Origin of the sequence: Haloplanus sp. GCM10025708, assembly GCF_042663985.1 — an archaeon.
GTDB classification, from domain to species: Archaea; Halobacteriota; Halobacteria; order Halobacteriales; family Haloferacaceae; genus Salinirarus; species Salinirarus marinus.
On the sequence record NZ_JBHSZA010000011.1, the window covers coordinates 834,286 to 857,674 of the forward strand.

At 58.2% G+C, this 23,389-nt stretch carries 21 protein-coding genes and 7 pseudogenes; 6 read left to right on the forward strand and 22 right to left on the reverse strand.

What is annotated here, in order from left to right:
* The first annotated feature begins 113 nt into the window (after positions 1-113).
* The 3 genes and pseudogenes from ACFQJD_RS07710 to ACFQJD_RS07720 all read left to right on the forward strand — a co-directional run bounded on the left by ACFQJD_RS07710 (position 114) and on the right by ACFQJD_RS07720 (position 1,511).
* Positions 114-484 (forward strand): annotated as a pseudogene (locus ACFQJD_RS07710) (SHOCT domain-containing protein).
* Between the two features lie 245 nt (positions 485-729).
* Positions 730-1,149 (forward strand): hypothetical protein, encoded by a 420-nt coding sequence (locus ACFQJD_RS07715; protein WP_379797327.1) that lies wholly within the window; start codon positions 730-732, stop codon positions 1,147-1,149.
* 140 nt (positions 1,150-1,289) lie between these two features.
* Positions 1,290-1,511 (forward strand): hypothetical protein, encoded by a 222-nt coding sequence (locus tag ACFQJD_RS07720; protein ID WP_379797329.1) that lies wholly within the window; start codon positions 1,290-1,292, stop codon positions 1,509-1,511.
* Between the two features lie 87 nt (positions 1,512-1,598).
* Here the strand turns inward: ACFQJD_RS07720 and ACFQJD_RS07725 are convergent.
* From ACFQJD_RS07725 to ACFQJD_RS07785, 13 genes and pseudogenes are all read right to left on the reverse strand, one after another.
* A pseudogene (locus ACFQJD_RS07725) lies at positions 1,599-1,853 on the reverse strand (ArsR family transcriptional regulator); the annotation flags it as partial.
* A 186-nt stretch (positions 1,854-2,039) separates the two neighbouring features.
* The gene (locus ACFQJD_RS07730; RefSeq protein ID WP_379797331.1) at positions 2,040-2,537 is read right to left on the reverse strand and encodes a hypothetical protein; all 498 of its coding nucleotides are present in this window, start codon (positions 2,535-2,537) and stop codon (positions 2,040-2,042) included.
* Positions 2,530-3,210 (reverse strand): nucleotidyltransferase domain-containing protein, encoded by a 681-nt coding sequence (locus ACFQJD_RS07735; RefSeq protein ID WP_379797333.1) that lies wholly within the window; start codon positions 3,208-3,210, stop codon positions 2,530-2,532. The genes ACFQJD_RS07730 and ACFQJD_RS07735 overlap by 8 nt, the downstream gene beginning before the upstream one ends.
* 86 nt (positions 3,211-3,296) lie before the next feature.
* Positions 3,297-4,127 carry a type IV toxin-antitoxin system AbiEi family antitoxin domain-containing protein gene (locus tag ACFQJD_RS07740; protein WP_379797335.1) on the reverse strand — a complete coding sequence of 277 codons (831 nt, stop codon included), beginning with the start codon at positions 4,125-4,127 and terminating at the stop codon, positions 3,297-3,299.
* 124 nt (positions 4,128-4,251) lie between these two features.
* Complete coding sequence (locus ACFQJD_RS07745; RefSeq protein ID WP_379797337.1) at positions 4,252-5,184, reverse strand: ArdC-like ssDNA-binding domain-containing protein; 933 nt, start codon at positions 5,182-5,184, stop codon at positions 4,252-4,254.
* Between the two features lie 87 nt (positions 5,185-5,271).
* A pseudogene (locus ACFQJD_RS07750) lies at positions 5,272-5,619 on the reverse strand (hypothetical protein).
* Positions 5,620-5,705: 86 nt separating this feature from the next.
* Positions 5,706-6,470 carry a pirin family protein gene (locus ACFQJD_RS07755; RefSeq protein ID WP_379797339.1) on the reverse strand — a complete coding sequence of 255 codons (765 nt, stop codon included), beginning with the start codon at positions 6,468-6,470 and terminating at the stop codon, positions 5,706-5,708.
* 121 nt (positions 6,471-6,591) lie between these two features.
* Entirely contained in the window at positions 6,592-7,185 is a 594-nt protein-coding gene (locus tag ACFQJD_RS07760; RefSeq protein ID WP_379797341.1) for a hypothetical protein, read from the reverse strand.
* A gap of 618 nt (positions 7,186-7,803) precedes the next feature.
* Positions 7,804-9,249 carry a PQQ-binding-like beta-propeller repeat protein gene (locus ACFQJD_RS07765; RefSeq protein WP_379797343.1) on the reverse strand — a complete coding sequence of 482 codons (1,446 nt, stop codon included), beginning with the start codon at positions 9,247-9,249 and terminating at the stop codon, positions 7,804-7,806.
* Between the two features lie 145 nt (positions 9,250-9,394).
* Positions 9,395-9,724: pseudogene (locus tag ACFQJD_RS07770) on the reverse strand (hypothetical protein); the annotation flags it as partial.
* A 149-nt stretch (positions 9,725-9,873) separates the two neighbouring features.
* Positions 9,874-10,053 carry a hypothetical protein gene (locus ACFQJD_RS07775; protein WP_379797345.1) on the reverse strand — a complete coding sequence of 60 codons (180 nt, stop codon included), beginning with the start codon at positions 10,051-10,053 and terminating at the stop codon, positions 9,874-9,876.
* Positions 10,054-10,241: 188 nt separating this feature from the next.
* Positions 10,242-10,391 carry a DUF6166 domain-containing protein gene (locus tag ACFQJD_RS07780; protein ID WP_379797347.1) on the reverse strand — a complete coding sequence of 50 codons (150 nt, stop codon included), beginning with the start codon at positions 10,389-10,391 and terminating at the stop codon, positions 10,242-10,244.
* A gap of 32 nt (positions 10,392-10,423) precedes the next feature.
* Complete coding sequence (locus ACFQJD_RS07785) at positions 10,424-10,870, reverse strand: hypothetical protein (protein WP_379797349.1); 447 nt, start codon at positions 10,868-10,870, stop codon at positions 10,424-10,426.
* A gap of 135 nt (positions 10,871-11,005) precedes the next feature.
* Between ACFQJD_RS07785 and ACFQJD_RS07790 the strand changes: the two genes are divergently transcribed.
* Entirely contained in the window at positions 11,006-12,370 is a 1,365-nt protein-coding gene (locus ACFQJD_RS07790) for a restriction endonuclease (protein WP_379797351.1), read from the forward strand.
* Between the two features lie 36 nt (positions 12,371-12,406).
* Here ACFQJD_RS07790 and ACFQJD_RS07795 read toward each other — a convergent pair whose 3' ends face one another.
* The 6 genes and pseudogenes from ACFQJD_RS07795 to ACFQJD_RS07820 all read right to left on the reverse strand — a co-directional run bounded on the left by ACFQJD_RS07795 (position 12,407) and on the right by ACFQJD_RS07820 (position 17,395).
* On the reverse strand, positions 12,407-13,357 hold the full coding sequence (locus ACFQJD_RS07795; protein WP_379797353.1) for a MarR family transcriptional regulator: 951 nt from the start codon (positions 13,355-13,357) through the stop codon (positions 12,407-12,409).
* A gap of 44 nt (positions 13,358-13,401) precedes the next feature.
* Positions 13,402-13,985: pseudogene (locus tag ACFQJD_RS07800) on the reverse strand (hypothetical protein).
* Positions 13,986-14,067: 82 nt separating this feature from the next.
* Positions 14,068-14,463: a DUF7567 family protein gene (locus ACFQJD_RS07805; protein ID WP_379797355.1), complete on the reverse strand. Its 396-nt coding sequence runs from the start codon at positions 14,461-14,463 to the stop codon at positions 14,068-14,070.
* 72 nt (positions 14,464-14,535) lie between these two features.
* On the reverse strand, positions 14,536-14,901 hold the full coding sequence (locus ACFQJD_RS07810; RefSeq protein ID WP_379797357.1) for a DUF7568 family protein: 366 nt from the start codon (positions 14,899-14,901) through the stop codon (positions 14,536-14,538).
* A 176-nt stretch (positions 14,902-15,077) separates the two neighbouring features.
* A pseudogene (locus ACFQJD_RS07815) lies at positions 15,078-16,036 on the reverse strand (thiamine pyrophosphate-binding protein); the annotation flags it as partial.
* A pseudogene (locus ACFQJD_RS07820) lies at positions 16,036-17,395 on the reverse strand (NAD-dependent succinate-semialdehyde dehydrogenase). The pseudogenes ACFQJD_RS07820 and ACFQJD_RS07815, both read right to left, overlap by 1 nt.
* A 254-nt stretch (positions 17,396-17,649) precedes the next feature.
* Here ACFQJD_RS07820 and ACFQJD_RS07825 point away from each other — a divergent pair.
* Positions 17,650-18,711 (forward strand): DUF2249 domain-containing protein, encoded by a 1,062-nt coding sequence (locus ACFQJD_RS07825; protein ID WP_379797359.1) that lies wholly within the window; start codon positions 17,650-17,652, stop codon positions 18,709-18,711.
* Positions 18,712-18,805: 94 nt separating this feature from the next.
* On the opposite strand, the gene ACFQJD_RS07830 is transcribed toward ACFQJD_RS07825, so the two are convergent.
* From ACFQJD_RS07830 to ACFQJD_RS07840, 3 genes are all read right to left on the reverse strand, one after another.
* Entirely contained in the window at positions 18,806-19,342 is a 537-nt protein-coding gene (locus tag ACFQJD_RS07830) for a DUF7437 domain-containing protein (RefSeq protein ID WP_379797361.1), read from the reverse strand.
* 508 nt (positions 19,343-19,850) lie between these two features.
* Entirely contained in the window at positions 19,851-21,527 is a 1,677-nt protein-coding gene (locus ACFQJD_RS07835) for a transposase (RefSeq protein ID WP_379797363.1), read from the reverse strand.
* Between the two features lie 581 nt (positions 21,528-22,108).
* Complete coding sequence (locus tag ACFQJD_RS07840; protein WP_379797365.1) at positions 22,109-22,549, reverse strand: hypothetical protein; 441 nt, start codon at positions 22,547-22,549, stop codon at positions 22,109-22,111.
* A 47-nt stretch (positions 22,550-22,596) separates the two neighbouring features.
* Here ACFQJD_RS07840 and ACFQJD_RS07845 point away from each other — a divergent pair, with 47 nt between their 5' ends.
* Positions 22,597-23,322, forward strand: coding sequence for a hypothetical protein (locus tag ACFQJD_RS07845; protein ID WP_379797367.1), 726 nt, complete (start codon positions 22,597-22,599; stop codon positions 23,320-23,322).
* Positions 23,323-23,389: the final 67 nt, after the last annotated feature.

Below are 23,389 nucleotides of genomic sequence, written 5' to 3' on the forward strand. Positions count from 1 at the left end.
GTGAGAATTCAAAAGAATAGTGGCGGGAAGAACACGCAGGTCAAAGTCACAACCGCATTGAATAGTTAGTGCGTAGTATTACCTGAGACCTGAACTCACGAAGGGATCACAATATGCCTACAAATTCAGACAATACGCGACTTGTTACGCTCCTCCTCGTTATCATCGGCACCGTATTCATCTTCCCGTTGTTCTTCATGGGCTTCGGAATGATGGGGTTCGGTCCGATGATGAGCGGGATGTGGGGCGGTCACATGTGGTCCGATGGGACGATGCCAGGCTGGATGTTCATCGTCGGCATCGTGATGCAACTCCTGTTCCTTGCCGCCCCCTCGGTGGTGGGTACCTCATCTATCGCGCAATTACAGGGGATGCGAGTGACTCAGACCAAGCACTCGAGGAGCTTCGGCTCGCCTACGCCCGCGGGGAGCTGACCGACGAGGAATACGAACAGCGACGCGAAGCACTTGAACGAGATACCTGATCACGACCATACAAAGCTGAAGCATGGCCGGCTTCTCCGATCACCGTCAACAGTCGACCCGGCCGCAACTTCCAGCATGTCTTGACCGATACACTACGCTGGGATTATACGGACTCCTTGTCGGAACGGGACTCTGTCTGGTCGTGTTCCTCACGAATCCGGTTCCTGATCCCTCGTTTCCGTGGGCGACGCTTCCTGAGTCACTACGGCTGCCAATTGCACAGCCCCGAATCGAGCACTGGCCGGTGACCTACACTCTCGGTATTTGGCTGTGGGTCTTCTGCTTCCCCGCGCTCTTCCTCGCTGGATATCGGCGATACGGCGATATGAAGCGCGGGGCAGCAATGTGGCTCGTCGGGTTGCCGACCGTCGCGATGCTGGGTTTGACCACGTACTGCCGGTTCTTCTGGCCGAAACTCCATCCAGCGACCTGGAACGCCCCGGCCTACACGTTCGTTTGTTGGCTGTACTGTTCGACCTACGACGTCATCTGGAGCAACGCAGCGTACCTGATTGCACTATTCGGCATCGTCACGACGCTCCTTGTTGTGCGACATCAGGATACAGACCGATATGCCCTTCTCGGGTTTGGATTCCTCGCGCTTCCTCTCGGATTACCAGCCCTGTACGGAGGATATCGACGGACGGCGCGAACGGCGACCTGAGGACCTGTGACAGGTGACTGCTTTCAACTCTGTTAGAAACCGCGGTGGTAGTACTGCTGATTCGAGGGTGTGTTATCGAGATTATCCCACTGATCACAGTCCGAAGAAACGTTTTCTGTGAGAGCGTCCTCAGCACAAGTATGTCTACGACCGTCTCGACACCCGACGCAGACGAGGGATGCGCATACTGTGAATCCCTGGTCTTCGATCACGATCCGATCTGCGTCCGCAATTGTGATGACGACTGTGGCTCACCAACGTATTTCTGTAACTACGCCTGCCTCTCCGCATATATCGACGAGAACAACCTTACTGCCGGCAATGCCTGTGAGTGGACTCTCGACGACACCAGCGGTTGCTGATCGGTGAGGTCGGTACATTCACACCTTTCAACAACCTGTCCTTTTATGTTGTATCTAATGAAGCCGGGGCGATTCCGGGTTTTTCGCTCAGGACTCTCTGTGAGCACGAACGAACGCCCGGCGTAGGACAGTCAAGAGGACGTACGTCTCGTATTTCTGGGTCCGGCAGTGCTCACAAGGCTGCATGTCCGCAACGATCTCCACAATCGCGTCGTCGTACTCGTCCGTGAGTGTCGCGAGGGCGTCCGTAATCTGGGGTTCGACGGCGTCGATCATCTCTTCGACGGCGGCGTCGTCCGGGTCCGGCAGCGAGTACGAGAGGACGATCGTGTTCGCGTGGTGTCGTATCGACCTCATCGCCCAAACTGGCACCCATAGCTGTGTGTTCGACTGAGAGTAACAATGTAGTTTACCCTAGAGTAAACTACGAATAGCCCAATCTTCTTAACCAACAGATCCCCTCTTATCGCATCTCGTGTTGGTTAATAGGGATCGACTACTCCCTCTCGACTGCTAGAGACGCATTCGCTATGCTGTTTCCCCGCAGAGACACTCGTGTCCCTGTCGAGACCGCCCGGTAACGTATGTATGAATCTCGGTGGCGAGCTCGTACATCGCGTCAGCACGCGCTGCTGAGGCGAGCCCATCCTGATAGTACGTTTTTGCTCGGTGGTCGCGCCAGAGATCTGCGAGATCAGCCGCCATCGATTCACCGAAAACGCCGGCCGCTGCCGCCTCTCGGTAGACACCTGGATGCGTGCCAGGGAGATCGTCCGGCTGCATCATGCCGCGTTCGAGGAGCCGGAATTCCACGGTCCGTTCGATGGCGACGAACGACGCTTCGATGACGAGGGTGTAGTAGCTTGCATCCTGAAGTGCCTCGGCGCCGGCAAGCAAGCGACAGGCCTTCCGCAGCTGAAGGAAGGCGGCATCCTCGACCTCAAGCCCGGTCTCGATATTTGTTGGGCGGCGGTCGAACGCGGCCTGTACGTTGTCGATGAGTTGCTCGATTCGCGTACTACTCATCGGCGACGACCTCCTTTCGGAGTGAGTCAAGGTGGTCGCTGCCGTACACCGTAATGCCCTCCGCGAAGATGTCGCGGAGTTTTGATCCGGCTCTGCGTGCGCTCTCGGCAGATTCAACATACGGCTCGAACGCGAATCGGTCACCGTCGAAGCGGTCTGATTGAAGATCTGCAACGACGTCGGTAATCCGCCGGCGGGCTGTCGTCCGGTCGCCATCGACGACGACGAAACAATCAATGTCGCTCTGGCGGTCAGCCTCGCCCCGAGCGACGCTCCCGAAAATAACGATACCGAGGAGGTCGTCGACGTCGTCGGCGTCAGTGAGCGTGGCTTGCACGCGGTCAACGAATGCCCGGATCGGTGCATGGAACTCCGACTGCGGAATGGCAAGTATCGGATCGTCCTTCTGGAGTCGGTCGGGGTCGATCGCGATGTGGTTTCGTTGTGGTGTCTCACGAATGTGGATAGCACCGATACTGTCGAGGAGGTCGACAGCCCGCCAGACCGTCGAGCGAGTGACGCCCGTAGCGTCGACGAGTTCGGGGATCGTAAACTCCGTGTCGTGGGCGTCGGCGAGCAGTCGGAGGATGTCGTCCGCGGCACCGATACGAAAGACATCGGTATCCCGGTCGGGATACGCATCGATGCAGACCGTTATATCCTGTTTTGCCATTTCAGACACTATCTGATTTTGTGCAACGACGTATAAATAGGTGGCGGCGTCACACAGGTGGGCGCTCTGCTTCGCGAGTGATCCAATTAGGACTCCGTCGGCTCCAGCGTGGCTGGCTCGACGTTGATCCGGAGGCGATACGTACTGTCGGTCGATCCGGTTTCGGGCCGCGTCGGATCCAGTGGGGAATAGCCACTCGTGAACGACGCGACGAGTTCCTCGCGGGCGGGGAGGTCGATGCCGAGCTGGTCAGCGAGGTAGACGATCCGCTTGGTCGCAGCGCCATTGTCGAGGCGCTCGAGGTACTCGCCGACAGTGTCCCAGTCGCAACCCCGTTCATCGGCGGTGCGCATCGCGGTCGCGAGTTCCCGAAGGCCACCACAGAATTCGGGGTGGTCCGCACAGTCGACCAGCGTCTTCTCCAGGTTGCTGACCTGAACGGTCGTGCCCTCGATAGATGTCGGCTCAAACCCGAAGAATTTCCGCTCGGTGACTGTCGTGACGCGGTACGGGACGCCGTGGATCTCTCGGCTTTGCGCTCGGGTCGGCGTGACGACATACACCGTCCGGGGGACCTGTTCGGTTAGCCCGTGGTGGCTGAGGGCGCTGTAGTAGCCGATGTACATCGGCTCGGCGACGTGGGCGGCGATGAGGTACTCGTGGGTGGTGTACACCGCCTCCTCGCCGGCAGTGAGTGGAATGATGAGATACGTGCCCGGGAAGAGCCGGTCGAGCCAGCCCTTCTCGGTGAGCCGGGAGGCGATCTCGCGGGCGGTGTTCGGGGAGACCTCCAGCGTCGTCTCGATGTCGTCGACGGAGATGATCTGGTGACCCGCCCCAGCGAGTCGTGTAAGGAGTCGACTTTCGCGAGTCGAGAGGCCCTGGCGTATATTTTGAGTTTGTTCTATGGTATTCATACCTGCGTTTCTTACATAGAGTATAAACACGGGCCTGCTTTAGCCTTGCGGATGCCTCGGATGATGGAGACGAATTGGCTTAACCAACGAAATAGAAACTAAGAACCGAGTGTTGGTTAAGAACTCAAGCGCCGTCTTCGAGCACGTCGATGAGCTCTTCTGCTGTGGAACTGATCCGGTTGAGCCGCTCACGAACAACTTCAGGATCGTCGGATTCCCACGCAGCGAGGTAGAACACTGACCCACTGGTGTCCAGCCCACAGTAGCGCCCGACGACGTACGCGACAGCTTCGCCCTCGACTTCGCGTTTCGACCGCTCGGTGTCGTCGTCAACGTGGAAGTGAAGCAGGGCGTGGGCGTACTCGTGGATCAACGTCCACGCAAGGTCGGCATCGTTCTCCCGATCACGCACCTCGACACGCGGTTGCATATCGACGAGGCTCAGCTGCTCGCAGATGCCCTTCGCCTCACCGTGCGTCCACCCCTCTTCTGGAACGACTTGCACCGTGACACCGAGCTCATCAGCGACTCCAGTCAGCCGAGCAACGAGGTCGCCGGCGCCCCCGGTCGCTTCCGTGTCGAGATCAGGAAGCGGTTCGCCTTCGGTCTGAGAGACGTCGAACACCGGCGCGGGCTTGAATCCGACGAGGCCCTCGGACCACTCCTCGGACGGCGTCTCGTCGTACTCACAGTCGCTGTCCTCGTGGTAGCGCGGCGAGTTCTCGCACTCCGGACATTGCTTCGTGATGATCGGCGCCCAGATCCAGATAGCCGACTCGCCTTCCTGGACGTGGCGGTTGAACTCCTCCTGCCACGTCCGGTAGCCCGCCACGCGGGTTGCCTCGGGACACTGCCGCTTGATGAGGAGCGTGTTCCGGTAGGAGTAGTCGTGGAAGCGACTCTGGACGTCGAGCCACTCCTGGAATTCCGCGCTGGCCTGTGCGTCGTCGACGCCGGCGACGAGGTCGTCAATCCACTGTTCGATGGTGCTGTTCATCTCGTCATCTCGCGTGTCGGTCTGGTCGAAGGAGACCGACGAATCTCTGGTCGTGGACATGGTAGTCACTAAATCGGACTAACGCGATTTCGCCGGTTCAGAACGCGCCGCACCCCTCAGGGGCGGATGAACAACCCCGGAGGAACGCTATCGAAGCTCGGCTGTATCGTCCGCGAAGCCGACCGTGACGAGATACTCGAGGAACTCGTCGAACCGATCCACGTCGCTGGGCGTGTCGGTCGCGAGGTGCCGGGCCTACTCGATTGCCCACTGAAACGCAGGATCAGCTCCGCCCTTGCCGTGGATATACCACCAGCGCGCCGCTTTTAGCACGACGAGCGGGTTCGTCGGCGGCTCCGTACTCGCCAGCGCACGGGTCAGCGATCCGATCTCCTCGGGAACGTCGCTTGCGTGGATGTCGCCGGACTGCGTGTTCGCGATATCGACGGGAATCTCGTCGATCGAGACATCGCTCGGAGACTGTTGTTGACTCACGGGAATCACCTGACTGCGAGGACGTTCGCTGAAGCCCTCACCCTCTCAGGGGGCGAAAAACAATCCACAGTCGGTCCGCCGATGTCTCAGCGACCGATGGTGCCCTGGCGGGTGACCGGCGCGTCCGGGTTGATGGCAAACGCGACGATGGTGGCGTCCTCGGTTGCAGTGACGGCCACGTCGTTGTCGCCGGTCACGAGTGCGCTCTCGGTGTACCCGACCGACTCATCACCGACTTCGACGGCCCCGTCGAACACGTACAGGTAGGTGTGGCGGCCCGATTGCGACGGAATCGTGGTCGTGGCCCCGGCAGCGAGTCGACAGTCGTAGAAGTCGACGTCGTTCCGAACGTATAGCGGGACGTCGGTCCCCTCGGGGCCGAACAGGTGGCGCCACTCGCCGGCGACCGGGTTGGGGATCGGCTCGTGCTGGATGCCCGGTTCGAGGTCGAGGCTGTGTGGGCGGACGAAAATCTGGAGCATCCGTAGCGGCGGGTCGTCCGCGAGCGTCTCCTCGGAATGCCAGAAGCCGCTGCCGGCGTTCATCACCATCAGATGGTCGGAATCGGTGACCAACTGGTTACCCTGGCGGTCGTCGTGGCGCATCACGCCGTCGGGGACCCACGAGATGATCTCCTCGTTTCTGTGCTGGTGCATCCGGATCAGGGTTCCGGGGTCCATGAATGACTCCACGACGGTCGCCAAGGGCCCGTACCCGTGGTCGTCGTGGTCGGGGACGGCCCGGCCGGGGAAGTTGAAGTGGATCCGAAACTTGCCCTGGTTCTGCGAGACATCCGTTCGCGGCGCCGTGTAGATGCGAGATTGGGTCTGTGCGGAAGGCGACTCGTCCATTACCCTGTGTAGTCGCTCACCCGCTAAATGGGTTCTGCGCTCGGTCCCTGGCTTCACGTTGGATGATTTGTTTTACTTCGTTGGATACACCTTGTATCTCTGTTCAAATTAGTATTGGAAATTAAATAGAATCCATCACCTCGGCGTTGGTCTGGCGGATGCGGTGGACAAAAAAGAGGACCGCGAGGGTGAGGCCGACCAACCAGCCGATGAGGCTAACCAAGACGGTCGTCCAAGCGCTAAATGGCCCATCAAGCGCCGGAACCTCTGGGAAAAGGCTGAACGCTGCAGGGACGCTGTAGAGTTCCCCTCCGACGACACAGCAGATCACTCCGAGAAAGGCCGGTGGCCCGAGTTCTGTACGCACCTTCCGTAGTACCCAAGCTGTGTTCACGGTCGAAAGTGCGAAAGTCGTGATAGTAAGCACAGCCGCGATCCGGACCGTAATCGGCGTTCCAGGGAATCCCAACAGGACGGTTATGAGGAAGATCAACGCAAGCGTGGACAGGACCACCGTAACGACTAGCAACGGCAGGCGACTTAGTAACCGTTTGATGGCCCATGAGCCGAGCCGTTTAAGCTTGGATCTGAGTGACCCTCCATTGTTGCTACCGCTGGCTATCAAACCAGCTACTTTGTCGATCTTACCCAGAAGGTGTAAGACCGTGGCTCCTTCGATAGCGCGAGTGTACGCAAATAGGAACAGGACGTACATCCAGTCTGAATCGCCAAGTTGGGTGAAGACAACGAGTCCAGCACCGCTAACTAACAGTCCGATGGTAGCAACCCGAGGTAGGAGCGGGATCAACCGCCACTCGGACAGGCGGTGGCCGATGAATCGATTGAGATAAGGAATGGCATACAAGAAGACGCCAGCGGCGATGACGAGTATGGGAAGCCCCCAAGGGACCGTTTCAAAATAGACTTGCAACGGTATTGATGGCGCTGTTAGGCCAATAGAGACAAGATTATTCATGAGCGGACTACCCGGTTGACGAAGTCGTGTAGTGTCCAGAACAGGGCGTATAGTGGGAAGCCGATAAGAATACCGTAGGCAATAGCGTTCACAGCACGACGGATGAGGGGGCTGAGAACAATTCCGGCGGCGATAATGGCCGTCCCGCCCCCAACAGCCGCTGCCAGTTGACGAGCAGTCAACCGCGTCTTGGTCGCCAGAATGAACCCAGCGATCCCACCGAGGGTAACGACTATGACACCACTGCCGACCAAAATGGGAACTGGTGGCAGTGACATGATCAGGATCTGCTAGATGAGTCACTCGTAACGTAGTCTTTGAAAGCGATCCAAAATGCGAATGCGACGGCAATCGCACTCATCGCGATGCCAACCACGTAAGCAACCAGCGTAGCGAGGAGGTATCACCGCTGCCACCAAGTGGTCCGATTCCCCCAGCTGGAGTAGTGGTTGGGGATGAACCAACTGAAGCTGTCTCAGAACTAGTTGTGGCTTGATTATCGGTTGTGGATGCTGTTGAACCAGGTGGCTGTGTTTGTGGTGTTTCCGTTGGAGTAGAAGTTGGATGTGAAGGAGGATATTCCTCAGAGATAATGCCTGCAATTCCTCCGTTTGAGGGAGCTAACAAAAATTGGTCCGCTGGACTTGGTGGAAATAAATTATCATAGTCTGTTCTAAGAGTCCAACGTTCTTCACCTACAGAAGCGTTAATTGCGTAGAGATGACCATCAGACCCCATAACATATATCATATCACTGGCTAAAACGGGGGTTCCGTATTCGTCTGCTGAACCTGAATACTCCCAATCTACGGTTCCATCATCCTGATCTATTCCGACAATTCCTCGGTCATAATTAGACACGAATAAACGATTAAGCCCTGTCGCAATACCACTAGAACAGTCGACAGATGAGAGTTGATTTGAGTCACCTGATTCCGGGTCCAGTGCGTAAATCCCGCCACTTGACTCCCCTATAGTCGGAATATGTATCTGATCTTGTATTACAGCCGGTCCTCCGATAATGATTGGTTCAGGTGCCTCGTTACCTGAGTCTGTCCATCCAGTTCCCACTTGTGTCTCCCACTCAATACTGCCATCTGAATTAAAAGATATAACTTTCCCATTGCTGAACGACCCGATAATTCTGTTTTGGTATATAGCGGGTGCAAACATACCTCTCGTGCCGGTGCCAATACCTCGTTCAATCTCATGGCGCCAACGAACAGTCCCGCTCTCTTTATTAACTGCAATGACCGCTTCTCCCGTTCCTAAATAAATCGATTCAGAACCAACTGTTACTGCGTCCTTGGAGGTTAGAGGGACGCGGTTGTCCTCGCTACCAGCAAACCACTGTCTTTCTCCAGTAAATCGATCTAACTTCTGAAGCCCTTCCTCTCCAGCCGCATAAATATATCTCCCATCAATCGCTGGTCCGTGTGAAATAGTCGTGTTCTCTGATCTTGTTATGGACTTTTGCCATTCTTCTTGTTCGGTGTTGAAGTTTATACAGCGAATCTCATCAACTCCGACAACATATCCGAAAGATCCTGCTATAAGAATCGGCGAATATGCTGTTCTAGTTTGGGCTTGCCACTGGATTGTTGGATTCGATAACACATTATCTGTTCCAGTCTGTCCTATATTTCTTGAATCAAATTGATAACTTGTCCAATCCCATCCTTGAGGAGGGGTAGAAATGGCGAGGGTCCCCGCTCGCAACGACTGATTATCCCGTTTTTGTAAACTCCAAAAAGGAAGGATAGAACTTGATTTCAGCAACTCCCGACGTGACAAACCACTCATACCACACCCACATTCTGGTTGTATATTAATTCTCACGGCTTCCTTATGTCGCCTGAAATGACCCTCGAAGCCGGCTGGCTTCTTATTGTGATTTAAATTGGGACAATTAACAGCTGTTTGGAAATAGAATCCTGAGTAAATACCTTTAGCTCATCGCGTCGTGGAACCGCTCACGGAGCGCATCCTCACGCTCCTCGAACTGGTCGACCTTCTCCTGTAGATCGTCGCTGACACGCTCGATGCTCGCGAGCGCCCGCTCGCCGGCGAGTGAGGCCTGGGACCCATCATCGCCGTCCGCCTCCAGTTCCTCCTCGTAGGCGCGTTCGACGCGCTCGATGGTACCCTCTGGGTTGAACAAGATGTCGTTGGCCGTGCGAACGTAGCCGTCCAGCGACGCGCCTTCCTTGCCCTGGAAGAAGTGGGTCAGCGCGTACGTCGCGCCGGAATGCAGCGTCCACATATCGATCTCGACGGGGTCGTCGCGATGGTGAGCGAGCGGTTCTGTCTGGACTCCGCTTGACGTGGGACGTCGTGCGTTCCCGTTCATCGGTACGTCGCGGGGTGGTGACCTCCGCACCCCTCTCGGGGGTTCTACAAACAGATCCGGAAACGCCCTCGCCGTCCCTACTGGCTAGCTGCGGGGAACTCGAAGCCGCCGGTGTCGGTCCGTGCCTCCTCCGTGTCGGTAGTTTCTGATTGGACAGCCTGGCGGGCGTCCTCCAGTTCCTCGCGGCGGTCGTCGACGCTCTGGTGGATGCTGATGTCGTGCTTCTCGCAGAGCGCTCGCTCGACCGCGAAGGTCATCTCGTCAAAATCGACCGACGTGGTGTCGACATCCTCCGGTGACGGCGTCTCATCAACGACGTCGATGTATCGCGACCAGGTATCGGCCGAAATGTCGCTGGTCAGGAGCCGCCACTCGTCGCCCTCGAGCTCTTCAAGCAGGTACTCTGCGAACTCCTTGTAGTGGTCGAGCGCGATGTTCTTCGTCGCTAAATCGGCAGCAGCGCGATCGCGAGTTGATCGATGCGGGCCTCGTCGGCCTCCGATCCCCAGTCGAACCCACCAGGGGCGCGGCGCAGGACGTGGAGGTGCTTGTCCAGCACATCGCCATCCGGGGTGTAGACCAACTGTCCGCCCATGCAGCGTTCGCCGCGGTACGCTCGGCTATCGGTCATCGGAACTCACCCTCCCGGTGGCCCAGGTCTCGTGGTCGCGCCGGAGGTTGGCGAGGCCGGGAATCCGACGGTCGACGGGCGGTATCTGGACTGCGTCCGTGCCCTTGACTCCCCGGGCTCGCGGCCCCGGTTGGTCGGGATCCGACGTACATCGGCTTTCGCGCTTGACTCCGCTCCGTAACGACCTCCCGATGGAGCATCGTACAGAGTTCCATGACGCTCTCGACGAGGTCCAACGCCGCTGCTCGCGACCGGAGATCGTGCTGGCTGAAGAGGATCGTCCCATCGGCTTGGTCGACACGAACCAGCCAGTCCGAGGGTTGCTGGACGTGACAGAGAACAGAATTCGAGAAGTCGTAGGCGAACACGAAATGTTCGTCGTCTGTTCGACGTTGCAACCACCAGTGGTCGGGGGCGACCTCGCTGTTGCTCTCAGAATTCATCGGTGACTCGGGACGGTTGTGACGTCCCGCACCCTCGCAGGACGTGAAACAACCACTGCGGTCGACTCCCCCGCTTTCATCGCCGAGGTCGGCAACGTATTTGGTTGTAGCAAGATACAGTCCAATTACATTCGGATGGCTGTACTGGACGACCTCTCGGGGTTCGAGTTCGAGGACTTGATGGAGGACGTGTTCCGGAACCTCGGCTACGAGAACGTCCGGCAGGCCGAACGCACGGCCGACGAGGGGCGAGACGTCATCATGGAGGAGGTCGTCGACGGGACGCGACGGGCGATCATCGTCGAGTGCAAGCACACGGGCACGGTCGGGCGACCAGTCGTCCAGAAACTCCACTCGGCCATCGCGACGTTCGACTTCGACGGCCCGAAGCGCGGGATGGTCGTCACGACCGGCCGGTTCACGAATCCCGCTCAGGAATACGCTCAGCGCCTCCAGCAGAACGACGATCCCCATCCCATCGAGCTGCTCGATGGCGAGGTCCTCCGAGAGATCGCCGACGAGATCGGTCTCGATCTCTACAACGGCCGCATCGAGATCCTCTGCGACGAGACACTACGGCCGTACGACCCGGCGGCGGACGTCGACGCACCTGTCCAGGAGGCATTCCGCGACATCGAGAATATCGAGGCCGCGGATCTCCCGGTGCCGCACTCGCGGGTGACGTTCCGCCCAGTGGTTGCGATCACCGCCGATACGAACGCAGTCTTCGAGACCTCTGTGGGCGTCATCCACCGGATCGACGACCGCACGCGGTTCGTCGTCCACGCCGAGCGTGGCCGCCCGCAGATCGCCGATGAAGCCGTCGCGACCTTGGTCACCGAGAATCTCCACGCGACGGTCGACTTGGATCTCGACCAGTTCGAGGAGGTATTCGACGACGTCGAGGAGCGCCGCTTCGGTCAGACCCAGACGGAGTACAAGGAGTGGGCCGTCGAGCGGCTCCAGGACTATCACACGACGACGGTGACCTACACCGGTGACAACAACGTCACGTACAACAAGACCTGCGAGCCGAACCGCTCGGACATCTCCGTCCAGTCGATCGAGCCGGTGTACCTCCCCGAGGTTCGACAGACGACCGAGCTCCAAGAGTACACCTATCCCTACGAGTACTACGCGGCAGGCCCGTCCAGAGTGACCGCAGAGGACGGTATCCATCGGTGCGTCCACTGCGAGACGAGTGGCGTCGACGAGACCTACACGTACTGTCCGAACTGCGGGGCGATCGCCTGCGACAGCCACATCAAGACCGAACGGCTCGAAGGGGAATTGGTCTGTACAGGCTGTGCAGTGACCGAACGGTTCGCGCTCAAGACGAAGTACTTCTACGACGAGGAGAACCTCGAAGCGTTCCGCGAGGAGTACGCCAATATGCCGATTCACGAGAAGGCGATGGAGAATACACTGCTGGTTGGCGGGAGCGTGGTTGCGACGCTGCTGTTCGTTATCACCCTTCTCGTAATCGGCGGCATCATCTAACCCGTCGCAATCTTCCGTCAGGCTGCGGGGTTGGTGTTACGAGACACCGTACTGCTTTTTGAGCGCCATATATTCGTCCTTCTTCGGGAGGATGACGGGCAGATCATCTGTCCCGTCGAAGTCACCTTGAAGTGGCCGATACAATGCTTTCACAGTAGGTTCTAGATCGTACCACCCTGCGGTCTCGATGAGTGTCCTCTGATCGACATCCTCCGCCTCGATCAGCAGCATCGAATAACTGACTCGCCGGGATCCGGTATCGAGAAGGAGCGTATGGCACACGACTTCAGCAGGCGTTAGGTCTTCGTCTGGAGCATACCAGAACGGAGGCTCGCCGGCGAGGAAAAACTGTAGACCATACGCTGCAAACCGACCCAGTCCGGTCATCTCCCAGTCCGGAGCTGCTTGGAGTGCGTCCGTATCCTCAGCGGTCTGTACGCGGACGAGGGATCGGTTCGGATCGCACCACGCGATCGTGGCGCTGGGGGCGATTTCCCGGACTCGTGATCGATGTTCGTGCTCTACAGTAGCCCGGGCGAACGCCAACAGCGGCGAGACTTCGTCACGGAGGGCGTACTTCGAATCGGATCTGGAGAGTAGTGCTCGGTGCTTGAGCGGTGATAACGCGCTGTGGACACCTTGTCGGGTAATTCCGAGTCGGTTGGCGATATCAGCGATGTGTCGTGGTCTATCGAGATACCAACACACGCGGAGGGTGGCTGGGGAGAGCAGTTCCGTCCAGTCCACGTGGCTGAACTCCGGCTGGAGCGTTCGATACGCTTCGGCGACGGGATGTTCCGCGATGCGGACACGACGCTGATTGCTGGGGCCACGGGTTTCTGCGAGCAATCCCGCTGCGAGTAATTCGTCGATTACGTCGTACAGATGTTCTCGTGAGTACTCGGTTTCAGCCGCGAGTTCCTCCGGTGTTGCTTCACGGCCGGCACTCAGCGCGTCAAGCACGGCGAGTCCGGCCTTCGTAATCATCTGAGTCTTTCTAAATCCTAACTATATAAATACGATTTGGGTTTTTACTTGACGACTGCTTCGTCCCGGACCAGTTCTGCGAGCGCGTCCTCGAGTGACCCGTGGAATTGCCAGCTCGCCCGCTCGAAGGCCTCGTCGGTCGGGCCGTCCCAACGGGGAATGCGGAGTGACCGCTCACTTTGACTGTCCACTCGGTCGGCTCGTCGAACGGGTTCTCCGTCGGGAGTTCCACGACGTAGAGGTACTCCTCGTCGCCGTGGATGCCGTCGGCCGGATTCTCGACGCCGTGGCCCAGCAGGAACAGCGGCTGGTCCAGGTGCTCCATATTGGACGGCTCGAGGAGATCCGCTGGCTGAGCCGCGTCGATCGTTCGCTCTGGGTCGCCATCCAGATAGAGGTCGACTGTCGAGAGCTTGTCAAGGAACACGAACGTCGCCGCCGTGTAACCCGGTCCGCGCTCTGCGCGGGTCGCATCGAGCAGCTCTTTCAGCTGTGTCAGATCCCGGAGGACGCTCCCCGGATAGCCGTCCGAATGCCGGTACACCTGCGCGACGCGATCGGCGCCGCCATCTGTCTCATCGGTCTGTTCGACTCGTTGGACGAATCGGAGTTGACTCCGTGTCGATATCGGTACTCGCCGGCGCGTGTGCGCCGGCACCCATCGCCGGCGCTGAAACAACACCACGCAGTCGTAGCGGGATTGCAATCCGCTACGCGAGATGTGACACCTCGTCTGGTTCCTCCACGTCGTCGAATTCACCACGCTCGACCGGCTCCCAATTCTCCCCCGGTGCTGGACTCCACCAGTCGACTTCGTAGGCCCCCGGTGCGCCGAGAATTTTCACCCGTGCCGAGCCGTCAGGCAGGTCGCGACGCAGTTTTTCGTCGACGTGAAGGTTCCACGTCGAGTCAGTGTTGAAGCAGGCGAGGACGGCCTCCTCGTAGCCTCGGTTTTCTCGGGACTCTCGGAGGACGATCTGCGTGTTACAGTTCTTGCAGAACACTCCTTCGAAGGGAATGTGGGTGAATACTTCCTGCCCGCAGACGGGGCACCAGAGGAACTCGAACAGTGCCTCGCTGTGTCGGTCGAGTACTTCGAGACTCATTGTTGGGCCGACCCGGTTCGACCGGGTCACTCTCTCCGCCCCGGCCGAAAAACACCCTGCGTGCGTACGTTCTCAGCGTTCAGGGCCGTAGACGATGCGCGAGGGGGCTTCGTACCCACAGTCCGGGCAGTCGTACCAGCGCTGTACCTTCGCTCCATCAGCTGTCTTCTCGCCGATGAGGACGTCGTCGTTCGGACACTCCGGACAGTTCAGTTCGGGCGCTGGCCGCTCTCGAAGCACATCCCGGAACGTTGTCGCCTCCTTCGTCTCGAAGCCTCGCGACCAGATCGGGTAGCCGTCGACGAGGATCGCTCCTCTCCATTTGTATCGGTATGAGTCTGGAGCCCGGTGCAGGACAGCTCGGGCACCGGTCTCGGTGTTTCGATACGCGAGTGTTGGTGTACGACTCTCTCGTGACCAGTTTGTGATCCGTGGCATCGTCGATTAGAAGTGGACGTCTGCGGGGACGATCCAGAGCGTCTGGCTGTCCTCGTCTTCTTCGAGGACTCGGTTGAGCTGATCGCGATGGCGAATCCCCATCGCGTGCTGGTCGTACATCGGGATCGAGGGCCCTTCGTACGCGCCGACCTGATGGAAGGCGTGTCGGGCGAGACGGTGAGATTCCGAAGCGTCCTCCCGCTGTCCGCGATCACCTCGATATCGGGATCATACGCTTCGTACACCTCTGCGGGTTTGCTGTCCAAGTGGACGAGCGGCGCTGTCCCGTCCCAATCGGCCGGGTCGTGTTCGGCGATGTCGTAACCGATTGTGATGACAAGATCCGCTCGTGAGATGGCCACTGCGGCTTCACCACCGGTTCCGGATCCAAGCGTCATCAGTGTCTGCTCATCGGCATCCGATACCGCTCCCTTCCCCATATACGTCGAGACGACCGGGATACCAGTCTCCGTGACGAACTCGCGGAGTTGCGTCGCGGCTTGCGTATGGACGGCCCCGTTTCCAGCAATCACGACTGGTCGTTCTGCCTTTCGGAGGTGTTTTTGGACCTGAGCCAGCGTATCGGGATTCGGCGCAGCAAACGGAACTCGGTCCCGAGAAGCCAGCGGACGCATCTCGAGTTCTTCAGCAGCGACGTCTTCGGGGAGTTCCAGATGGGTCGCACCGAGTTTCTCGTACTCGGCGACCTTGAACGCCTTCCGGACGGATTCGTGGACGATATCCGGGCTATCGAGCTGTGTGTTCCACTTGGCCACCGGTTCGAACGTCCGGAGCACGTCGATAGCCTGGTGGCTCTCCTGGTGGAGCCGTTCGAGCCCGCCCTGCCCAGTTATCGCGACCAACGGACTTTTGTCAGATGGGCGTCTGCGACGCCCGTCAGGAGGTTCGTCGCACCCGGACCGAGCGTCCCGAGACAGACACCCGCATCACCGATCAGGCGGCCGTGTACGTCGGCCATGAACGCGGCTCCCTGTTCGTGACGGACCGGGATGAACGTCACTCCGGAGTCCCGAATGGAGAACAGCAGATCCGCTAGTTCCTCGCCGGGGACGCCGAACACGTGGTCGACGCCCTCGCGTTCGAGGCAAGCGACCAGCAGGTCCGAGGCTTTCATCATTCGACCCACACCGTTTTGCGGTTGACGAACTCCTTGATTCCTGCTTCGGAGAGTTCACGTCCATAGCCCGAGTCTTTGACGCCACCGAATGGAACTCGGGGGTCCGATTTTACCAGCTGGTTCACGTAGATACAGCCAGCGTCGATGTGGCCAGCAATCCGTTCACCACGGTCGCGGTTTTCGGTCCAGATGCTCGCCCCGAGCCCGAAGTTCGTGTCGTTGGCTTTGCTAATCGCTTCATCCTCATCAGCCACCTCGTAGACCGTGGCGACGGGACCAAACGTCTCCTCGCTGTCGACAGGACATCCCTCGGGAACGTCGGTCAGAACTGTGGGTGGGTAAAAGATCCCTTTACGGTCGATCGGTTCGCCGCCAGTAACGACCGTTGCCCCAGCAGCAACGCTCTCCGCAACCTGTTCGTGTAACTCATCCATGAGATCCTGCCGGGCCTGAGGGCCGATATCGGTCTCCTCGTCCATCGGGGTACCGACTACGAGCGACTCGACTTCGTCGACGAACGCATCGAGGAAATCGTCGTATACGTCCGTATGGACAATGAAGCGCTTCGCAGCGATACACGACTGACCGCCGTTCAAGTTCCGTGCCCACGCGCCGGTCTCGGCAGCAGATACGATATCGGCGTCGTTCAGAACGATGAACGGGTCGCTCCCGCCCAGTTCCAGCACTGTCTTCTTGAGATGTTCGCCGGCTGTTGCGGCGACAGCTCGCCCGGCCGGACCACTCCCAGTCAGTGTCGCCGCCCGGACGCGATCGTCTGCGATGACGTCGTCGACGAGTTCCGACGGAATCAGGAGCGGCTGGAAGACCCCTCCGGGTAACCGGCTTCTCGGAACACGTCTTCGATCGCGAGCGCACACCCCGGTACGTTCGAGGCGTGTTTGAGTAGGCCGACGTTCCCGGCCGTGAGGTAGGGGCGGCGAACCGGAACACCTGCCAGAACGGGAAGTTCCAAGGCATCACCGCGAGGACGGGTCCAAGCGGTTCATATTCGGTTTTGACCGTCGATCCGGGGGGACTCGGATGTGGGTTCGAATCAAGATAGGTACTCGCATACTCCGCATAGTGGTCACAGACCCAGGCACACTTCTCGACTTCCGCGATAGCCTGCGTGATCGGTTTGCCCATCTCCCGAGTCATCGTCTCGGCGTACTCCCGTTTGTTATCTCGGAGGACCTCACCTGCAGTTTCGAGGAGTTGCTCGCGGTCCCGAATCGAGCGAGTACGCCAGTCATCAAACGCCTCGGTCGAATGGTCCAACGCTTCCGTTACGTCGCTCTCGGTGTGTTCTTCGTACGTTTCGATCCGAGTGCCGGTCGACGGGTCGACTACGTCCATAGGATCTAGTAAGCCGTGGTGTAGACGTATGAATACTCAGTCGAATAATATCCCGAACTCCATTTTACGTTGGACGGGTACGATGGTGGGTATAATTCGGTCTACGGGTGTCTCACTACGTGAGTGAGGGCCACAGGCATAATTCGATCAGTCTGTCATCGTCCAAGCTGGCGGGGGCGGGGCCGGGCATCTCGTGGAACGCCCGAATCGCTTCGGCACAGAGGTCTTCCATCTGCTCCAATACCCTCTACTAGATGATCGACGAACTCGACCTACGTAACCGATCGAAAGAAGACCATCGCACACAACTCTTCGATACGTTGGATGAAGCCGAACCAGGGGACGATTTCGGGGTCGTGGCCGACGATGACATCGATACGCACCTCGTTCGCTACCAGATCGAACACGACCGCGCAGTTGACTGGGAGTACGCGGATCCCGACGCGGAACCCAGGGAACTCCAGGTGACTGTCGGGGAATCCCTCGACGACTCGCTCGGGACTATCGACGTCCGTGACCTGAAGCCACAGCGGCGACACGAGGCCCTCCTCGAGATATTCGATGAACTGGGGGTAGGCGAAGGCTTCGTGTTGGTGAACGATCACGACCCGAAGCCGCTATACCACGAACTCCGATCGATGCACGGTGAAGTTGTCGACTGGGAATACATAAGTCGCGGGTCCGGAGACTGGCGGGTCGAAATCATCAAAACTGGCGATTCCAAGGTCACTGATGAGGATATCGTCACGCGGTACGATGTCCGCGACATCCCCAAGGAGGAACGCCACCCCACGATTCACCATCGGTATGGGATGCTTCCCGAAGGAGGGACGTTAGAACTCATCGCTCCCCACGAACCAAAGCCGCTGCATCGGGAATTCAGCCAGCGTTACGGCGACTCGTTCGTCTGGGAGGTTGTCGAATCAGAACCGGGGCGCTGCCGAGTCCAAATCACGAACAGCGATAGCACCGAAGAAAACACCAATCAAACCGACCCCGGCGACGACGTGACGGCATCGCCGTCGGACGAGGAGCGAATCGAAATCGTCGAGGAACACGATGTCAGGGATCTCCCACCGGCTCAGCGCCACGGACGCGTATACGAGGCATACGACGAATTAGATACCGGGACGGGATTCGTGCTGGTGAACGATCACGACCCGAAGCCGCTGTATCATCAGTTCGAGGCCGAGGCGGGACCGGAATTCCGCTGGGCGTACCGCCAGCGCGATCCGGACGAATTCAGAGTGCTAATCGGGAAGGCCGAGAATCCCACGGACAGTGGGGCCAGTGAAAAGACGGAAACCCCGTTCTAACCCTGTCGGAGAGATCGACGTAGTCGTTGAAATTTGTCCTTGTCCGGCCCACCACACCGGACGAAGACGCCGGTATCGGCGATATAGACAGTCGTCATACAGCCGCGTCGGCATATTCGGTAGCAACCGACTCCAGTGCCTGAAGAATGATCTCAGCTTCAAGTGGTGAAAGATCAAGTTCCCGAGCCGCAATCCGATGGTTGACCGTGCCGTCAACGTATTCGTAGGCGTACTCGAGAGCGACAGCAAGGCCGTCGAGACCGTGGCGCTCGATGTAGACGTCGATATCCTCGTCCTCATCACGGCGGGCAACGGCAGCGATAAGTGCAGGCGTGATCGTTTGGGTTTCGCCGTCCGTCGAGAGCGTGAGTACGATCGACTCGGCGTCGTATTCATACGGACGCTGCTCACGGGTTTTCTCTACCAAGCCCGCGGTTTCGAGGTTCTGAACGTAGTCGTAGGCAGTTCCTTGTGGAACGTCGAGTTTGCCGACGAGATCGGACACAGTGACCGGACCGTGTTGCAAGATGTGGGCATAAATCCGAGCGAGTGCCGGCGTCTCGAGAAGGTCAGCCACCGTCTGAAGCTGCTGAATTGGTGGCTGGCCCGACCGGGGAGGTGATTGCGCCATCTCAATTACGAATTATCGATAATTCGTTATAAGACTTCCGGCGATGGATCGAACCTCGCAACCAAAACATAGTCAGGGAGGGACAGTCGCTTGCAGCGACTCTACCTCGGGAAAGCGACAACGTGCGGCGGTTGCAGCATTCGTGCTTCACCGACGGCGACGGGGTACCCTAAAGTGGTCGTGATTATTGGGGTAATCACGACCACTTGCTGTATTCGACCCATCGGAAGAATTCGGGGATCTGGAGTCTCTTAGCTCCGGAATACCGCACTATGGGAAATTAGATATCGTATAACGCTATACAAAATCTCGGGGCTGGGAAGATGAGACTACAGCGGGTATAGCGGGCCTGTAATGCGTGGTATCGACCGAATCGATAAGCGGAATCTGCTTCAGATCGCTTTCTGAACGGCCATTCCTGTTCCCCAGACAACTAATTCGGGGACTTTCCGAGACTCCGGATAGTGTCGCCACTCAGACGCCGGGCTACCAGGGGAGAGTTCCGTTACTATCCGATTCCCGTTTCTTTCTTCAACAGCGTCAGCGTGTTATCAGCCGTCACGATCGGCGAGTGCTCGTATTCTCCAGTCAATTCGACCTGCACAAGTAGGTCTACCGCCCGCCAAATCGAGTACAATAGGCACGCGAACGCGAAGTAGAAGAACCGCAGGCCGAAATTCTTCGAGGTTGTCGCGGCCATGAACCGCTTGATCGACTTGTACCCGCTCTCAATCTCCCATCTGTACCCGTACTCAGTGAGAAGGCCACTCTTCCGATTCGTCATGAACACCGAGTACTGCCGATGATCGGTGTATTCGGAGTTTTCTTTCCGCCGGTAGATTAGCGTCGTTGAGTGCCACTCGTTATCGCCGAGATGGAGCTTCCGGTCGGTCTCGTACCGATCCTTGTCGCGCTGGAGCAATCGCTTGGCCTGGGCTTTCTCGCTGGTCTGCATTCGCTTCGGAACGACATAGGACAGCCCGCGCTGGCTGAGCATCTCCAGGATGTGTTGGCTATCGAACTCCGGATCCATCAGCACATTATCAACGTGAACAGCCGCTTCAGCCGAGTCCAAGAGGTCCTCGACGATCTCCTTACGCGTATCGCCTTTGCGTATTGGCCGTGCGTCTATAACGATTGGGACAGCATTCCCGACCAGCTGGACTGTCGCCCACTGATAGGCATACTCGTCGGTGTTCTCTTTGGTTCCGATGATCCCGTTTTCGTAGCCCGTTCTATCGCCTGTGAAGGGGTCAGATTCGGTAATGTCGATCGCAACGATGCCGGCCCGAAAGAACTCCTCAGTCTCTGCGACCCGATCTAAAAGGCGACTTACGGCTTGCCGGTACATCTCCCGAATTTGTTCGATGGAGAGGTCCCGCACATGCTCGCGATGGGAGTGGCCGAGCGGTGTTCGATCTCGATTCGATTCGTGAATGAAGCTCCGGGCACCCTCATTAACGGCGAGGTTCTCTCGAAGTCCGAGGTACGTCTGGAGGTCCCAGTAGGCGTTCTCGTGAATTTCACAGCCCTCGCCTCGGTCCAGTGCGAACGCTGGGAACGCAACATCGCTGACGCGACCAGTGACTGTCTCGGCCTGTTTCAATACGGTCTGGTCGTCAGGGTCCGATTTCGGACTCTCGCTACCGTGTCTGCGGCTCTGTCGGTCTGGCTCGCGCGGGACTGTAACGCCCGCGTTCTGGGCTTTGATGAGGATGGTTCGCGCTGCGGTCTGAACAGTATCTTGGAGATCAGCAGTGAACCGATGGTGCCAGCTGCGCCAGAGTGTGGACTGATTTGGCACCGACTCCAGGCCAAGTCGATTGCAGAGATCGGGGTGCTGAGAGAAGTATTCGACGAGGGCAGTCTCATGGTCCCAGCCATGGCATTCTTTCAGCAGGAACAGGCGAAACAGTGTCTCCATCTCGTAGCTCGTCGAGCCTGCGTACCTGTCGTGGGCATCGAACTGGACGTATGCGAGCGGCACTGCGTGGACGAATTGATCAACACCCTCGTGATCGTCATGCTGAAACCATGTTTCCGCAACGAGGCGAACATCCGATTCTAATCCGGGGAGTGACGTACGATCGAACAGCGGGCTCGACTCGTAGGTGGGCCAGTCGACGTCGGATAGGTGGGCGATCTGCCGGAAGACGGTGCGGCGAGACTCACGTGTCGGGGTCACGGAGGGACGGTGCCAACGACATGCTCGAGTATTCGTCTAACTGCTCGATACAGGTCACCGTTTGACCAAAAAGTATATTCACAATCACAAAGATTTCCAAGTGTGGATTATCGCTGACTTGTCGGTCAACTACTAGCACTTCTTGCCACGGGCGATCTCGTGTTCGGTGAGCCAATAGCGGGTGTTGATCCCGTGTATACTGTTGGACTCATCGCTCTGGCAGTATTCATCGGAATCGTCTCATACTACGCATACACAGGATACCGTTCTCGCCCCGATTCAACTGTCGAGTCCAAATCGTAGACGGTACTTTCGCATCCACACTGAGCAGTTAGAGATCGCGTCTGGTTACTGCCTGACAGTCGGTCAGTGCAGTCCGTTTATTGAGCGTTTTCTCTCAGATCATGCCTGTTCAAATTCTCCATTATATCGGTATGTTTCACCGTCGTATCGGATATATCGGGGTTCATCCGGTTTGGCGGGGAACAATGTGCTTTGACCGTGTACCCCTACGCGATCTACGCTGTCACTGGAGTCCCCGGTTGTAACACAGCAAAAAAGGAGGCGGGATGTGTACCCCGCTACTCCTCCCGGACGAGGACGTTCGAAGTAAATTTTGTACCCGTCTGGGCCAGGAAGGTGGCCGATCCGTCCACCTCGAACACATCATGGATGGACCTGTAGGCGTCCGTCTCTGTGCCCTGGTAGACGATGGCGGCGTCTTTCTCACCCTCGACCCGATCATCAGGGAGTTTGACCCGGTAGGCAAGTTCGCCGTCGATGTCCCCAAGCTTGCTGACGTTCTCGTATTCCTGGCCGACCTCTTCCCCACCGTAGCGGCAGTTGATACCGTCTTCGTCTTCCTCAGGGCCGATGTAGAGGTAGGCGAACTCGCCGCCAACGACATCGGCTTCAGGTACCATGGAATAGCGGCCGATCTCGTCCCCATCGAACCACAGGACCTTCTCTTCCTGGAGGTCAGGACGCTCTTGCTCGTCGGGGTGGACGGTGGTGACGAACATCGAGCGGCCCTCAAGGAAGCTACCTCATTGACCTCACCGCCGGACAGATGCGTGTACTGCGTTCCAACCGTCCGGTCGCCGATGGTGACCTGCTCGCCGTTGCCTTTGGCTGCACTGTACATCGGGGTCCCATCGAGATCTGTGAGGTTCTCGAACAGACCACCTTCATCGATCACCTCGCCGTCGTGGACGACCTCTTCCTGGAACCGGCCTTGATCGTTCTGGAACCGGCCGATGAAGGCGAAACCATCATCGATGTATTCGACCTCCTTCAACCGCTGGTAATCCGTCTCGATCGCTTCCTCTCCGTGGTAGAAGACAGATGGTTCTTCATCGGCTCGCCATACGGGCTTATCATCGGCAATATCTTCGAGGATGATCGGCTCGTCTCCTCGTGCCAGTTCCTCGCCGCCGTCAATCAGGACGGACTCGCTATTGGGTCCTCTCCCGTCGAGGGCCTTGTAGATGAGACCATCGTCCCCAAGATGGAAGTTACCGACCTCAGAGAAGAATGGGTGTGTCTCGCCGTTGAAGACGGCCCGTTTCTCCTCGAACTCGTCAGAAGCTCCTTCAGTATAGACGAGATCGCCCTCCACGCTTGTTGCATCGTGGAGGAGATCCGATGGGGTGTCCTCGACAAAAGTCGGGCCCTCTGTCGTCTCTTCCTCTGTCCCGGGCTCCGCGGTCCCGGTTTCCCCACCTTCGGTGGTGTTTTCAGTATTGGTGCTGTTTCCGGAACAGCCCGCCAGACCGGCGGTAGCTGTTGCGCCTAGGAATTTGAGTACCGAACGACGATCCGTCGTGCGCGACATTGTTACGAACAGAGGGATAACACTCTTG